Annotated in this window: 4 protein-coding genes; 1 reads left to right on the plus strand and 3 read right to left on the minus strand. The window is 40.8% G+C overall.

The genetic code is table 11. From position 1 onward, the window contains the following. Positions 1–122: 122 nt before the first annotated feature. The 3 genes from ACY3FQ_RS06440 to ACY3FQ_RS06450 all read right to left on the minus strand — a co-directional run bounded on the left by ACY3FQ_RS06440 (position 123) and on the right by ACY3FQ_RS06450 (position 3264). Positions 123–608, minus strand: coding sequence for an Lrp/AsnC family transcriptional regulator (locus ACY3FQ_RS06440; protein ID WP_004696532.1), 486 nt, complete (start codon positions 606–608; stop codon positions 123–125). A gap of 216 nt (positions 609–824) precedes the next feature. Then, positions 825–2189: an amino acid permease gene (locus tag ACY3FQ_RS06445; RefSeq protein WP_279043120.1), complete on the minus strand. Its 1365-nt coding sequence runs from the start codon at positions 2187–2189 to the stop codon at positions 825–827. 217 nt (positions 2190–2406) lie between these two features. Next, positions 2407–3264, minus strand: coding sequence for an alpha/beta fold hydrolase (locus ACY3FQ_RS06450; protein WP_279043122.1), 858 nt, complete (start codon positions 3262–3264; stop codon positions 2407–2409). A gap of 123 nt (positions 3265–3387) precedes the next feature. On the opposite strand from ACY3FQ_RS06450, the gene ACY3FQ_RS06455 reads away from it, so the two are divergent. Next, positions 3388–3846, plus strand: a complete 459-nt coding sequence (locus tag ACY3FQ_RS06455; RefSeq protein WP_279043124.1) for a hypothetical protein — start codon at positions 3388–3390, stop codon at positions 3844–3846. Positions 3847–3896: the final 50 nt, after the last annotated feature.

Consider the following 3896-nt stretch of genomic DNA (forward strand, 5'->3'; position numbering starts at 1 on the left):
ATTTTAGACATTAAAAAGCCCCATGGTTAGGGGCTAGTCGTATGCACATCTAAGGTACATACTGTAAGAGGCTCATCTCATACTGCGTGTATTAAACCACATTTACACAATATTTGCAGCAATCACTCAATCATAATGAGGTCTGATTTATTTTCGAGTTTCAAAGGGCGTAAGGCAAAAATTGAGCGTGTATGACGTACACCTTTCATTGAGTATAAGTTTTTACGCAAAAAGCGCTCATAGTGTTCTGCATTTTTCACTGCAACTTTGAGTAAGTAGTCATAATCGCCAGTTACTAAATGGGCTTCAACCACTTCAGGCATGTAAGCCAGTGCTTCACTAAACTGCTCTAAGATTTCATCATCATGGCGCTCAAGCGTAATTTCAATAAAAAACAGCTCATTAATCCCAATAGCTTTTGAATTAATCTTTGCTGTATAGCCTTCAATGATGTTGAGATTTTCTAGGCGTTTTACACGTGTCCAGCAAGGAGAAGAGGACAGCCCAACTTTCTCAGCCAACTGGGTAACGGTCAGACGGCCATCTTGGCGAAGTTCAGACAAAATACGACGGTCAATTTTATCTAAAACGTAGTGAGCGTCATTCATAACGTATTCCTGCGTATAATTTTCTTTATAAACTATTTTATGTGAAAATATTTCTCAATAAATGCTCAAAATAAGCAAATAAAAGAGAAACACTCTGCATTAGTCATGACTACAATAAAGTGATTCAATCAAAGTCATTTGGGAAATTGACTTTGATTTGCAAACAGCGTCTTTAAAGGGAAGGGTGCCTTTTAACGGCGCTGTTTGCTGACTTATTTATTGTACTTTTTGCGTTTTTGATCTTTGTTTAAACCAGTAAGTTAGCGTTAGGCAGCCAATCCAAAGTGGAATCAGCATCACTGCAATTCGCATATCAGGTGTGAGCCACATCACCACTAAAATACCAAGCATAAATACAATACAGATATAGTTGCTGATAGGGTAAATCAAAGTTGGAAACAAAGTTGATTTTTGCAATGCCAGCATACGTTGCTTGAATTTTAAATGGGTCAACGCCAACATCATCCAGTTAATCACAATGGCTGAAACTACAAGACTCATCAGTAGTTTAAAGGCTTTTTCTGGGAAGATATAATTCAAGACGACACACAGTAAGGTCACCAACGCAGAGCATAAAATGGCTGCATAAGGAATACCACGCTGGTTAATTTTCTTTAAAAATTGTGGAGCATTGCCTTGTTCTGCCAGACCTAGCAGCATACGACTCGTGCCATAGCTAGTACCGTTATACACCGATATAGCTGCGGTTAAGACCACAAAATTCAGCACAGTTGCGACGCCCTGACTACCTAAGGAGTCAAAAATCAAGACAAAAGGACTACCGCCTTCTGCGATTTGATTCCATGGAAACAATGAGAGCAGAACGATGATCGTAAGCACGTAAAACAGCAACACACGATAGACAATTTGATTGACTGCTTTAGGAATAGTTGTGGTTGGATTTTTAGTTTCCGCAGCTGCAATACCAACGAGTTCAATCCCGCCAAAGGAAAACATAATGATGGCCATCGCCATGATTAAGCCAGAAATCCCATTGGGAAAGAAACCGCCTAGAGCCCAGAGGTTTGAAATAGAAGCATGTGCACCACCGTGACCACTTGCCAGTAACCAAGCGCCGTATCCAATCATGCCAATGATCGCGAGAATTTTAATCATGGAGAATAAAAATTCTGTTTCACCAAAGACTTTGACATGCAGCAGGTTGATGGCATTGATCAGTACAAAGAAACCAAGCGCTGAGATCCATGTGGGAATTTCAGGCCACCAATACTGGACATAGAGGCCGATGGCACTGAGTTCCGCCATGCAGACCAAGACATTGAGTACCCAATAGTTCCAGCCCGACATAAAGCCCGCAAAAGGGCTCCAAAACTTATAGGCAAAATAGCTAAAAGAGCCACTAACAGGTTCTTCAACCACCATTTCACCCAACTGGCGCATCATGAAAAATGCAATTAAGCCCGCCAGTGCGTAGCCTAAAATAACGGAAGGGCCAGCCAGTTTAATGGTTTGTGAAATGCCTAAAAATAGACCTGTACCAATAGAGCCGCCTAAAGCAATCAGCTGAATATGGCGGTTGCTCAGCCCATGCTTAAGTTGGGGTTGCTGTTGTGCAGACATGATTCATCCATCTCTAGCACATGCGATAGACATCACATGAACTATGACTTAATAAAAATTCGTGGTGGAAATATAATATTTATTTATCGATTAATAAAATTAAATTTATCAATAGCGTTGGTTTTTATCTGAAAGCTGCAATTTTGCGGTGAAAATAAAGCCACTTCAAGCAAGTGCTACTTGAACTGGCAATAGGTTTTACTAGATATATGCAGCCTTAAGATGAAAGCTGTGCTGCAATTTCAGGCCATAAGTTTTGATGAGAACGCTTAAACATTGCCATATGACCAATGGCTTTGTGGCCATATGCCTGTGGTTTGAGTTCAATTTGATCTGTCTGTGCATTTGGGTAAAGGCTGAGTAAGCCTTTAACATTCACTTGCGTGGCAATTTCATCATCCGAGGCCCAAATGGCTGTGATTGGACAGCGAATATCACGGTGGAAATCATCTTGTACTGTTTTGCCTAAGGCGTTGATTACATAACCAGGTTTGCTGCAAAACTGTGCCCAATCACGCGCCACATTTTTGGGTAGGTTTTCGCCCATGCCAATGGCATTGGTCGGCCCATAGCCTAAGGTATAACGTGCAATAGGGAAGATCAGTTTAAACATCACAGGAGCTAGAAGTTTGGTACGACCTTTCAAGTCTTTTATGTGTCCGGTTGAGCCAGCAACGGCAACGACTTTTGCGACTTTCTCATAGTTTGGGTTAATACCTAATAGTTGCCCACCTGCACTATGACCGAGCAAGATCACTTGTTTCGCTTGGGTCTTATTCAATAATACCTCCATCGCTGCTGGGATATCCAATTGCCCCCATTGCACGATGCTGGCTTTCGACTTTTTAAGTGGTTCATGCAAAGACTCACCAATGCCGCGAAAGTCAAAAACCAAAACGGCATAGCCTTGTTCTGCAAGCCATGAAGCAAAATGGTGGTAAAACTGTTGAGTAATACCTGTGGCAGGGCAGATTAAAACAGGCAGGGCTTGTTGTATGCCTTGGGCTGCATAAAAGCGTCCACTGAGTGAATAATGGTCAGAGCAGGTAATAGCTAAAGTTTCGTAATTTTGCATAATCGGTTAAGTATTGAATTTTTTTCTACTCTACCTAAGTTCCAAAAAGAAACTTGTCTAATCTATGACTTTGAAGTCAAGTAGATCTGTATAGAATAGGGTGAAAATAAAAAAGGAAAACACATGCAGTTTGTTGAATTAGATATGTCGGTAAAATTTGCACTTTTATTTAGTGGGATTTTTCTGTTTGTTGGGATGCTGACAGGGGTATGGAAATATGCGCAAATTCGCCATTCACCGCAGTTTCGCGCGCACTATTATGTTGATATCGCACACCGCAGCAGTTTGTTATATGCACCTGCAAGTTTAATTATTGCGTTAATGGCCGCAATTTCAGTCTGGCCTGAACTTGTGAATATGCTGTTTGTTGGAATCAATTTATTCTTTTTTAGCTTTTCTATACTGAGCTATATTGTGCATGGGTTATTGCAAGACACCAATAACCAGTTCCGTAGTCCGCATGTTTTAGGCAAATGGACTTTACCCAAATCAATTATGCTAATGGCAATGATGGCATTGGTTGTGGGGGAAATTGTGGCGACGTTAGGCTTGTTGTGGGGAATGTTTTTAGGTTTATTTTAAGTTGTTCTTATAGTTTTTAGGACTTACGCATTGACGGATTCAAAAAAGTA

This window comes from Acinetobacter sp. AB03, from assembly GCF_058107045.1.

Excerpts from the sequence above, each read along its gene's own strand:
- ACY3FQ_RS06450 (WP_279043122.1), bottom strand. The coding sequence starts at position 3,264 with ATGCAAAATTACGAAACTTTAGCTATTACCTGCTCTGACCATTATTCA.
- ACY3FQ_RS06440 (WP_004696532.1), bottom strand. The coding sequence starts at position 608 with ATGAATGACGCTCACTACGTTTTAGATAAAATTGACCGTCGTATTTTG.
- ACY3FQ_RS06445 (WP_279043120.1), bottom strand. The coding sequence starts at position 2,189 with ATGTCTGCACAACAGCAACCCCAACTTAAGCATGGGCTGAGCAACCGC.
- ACY3FQ_RS06455 (WP_279043124.1), top strand. The coding sequence starts at position 3,388 with ATGCAGTTTGTTGAATTAGATATGTCGGTAAAATTTGCACTTTTATTT.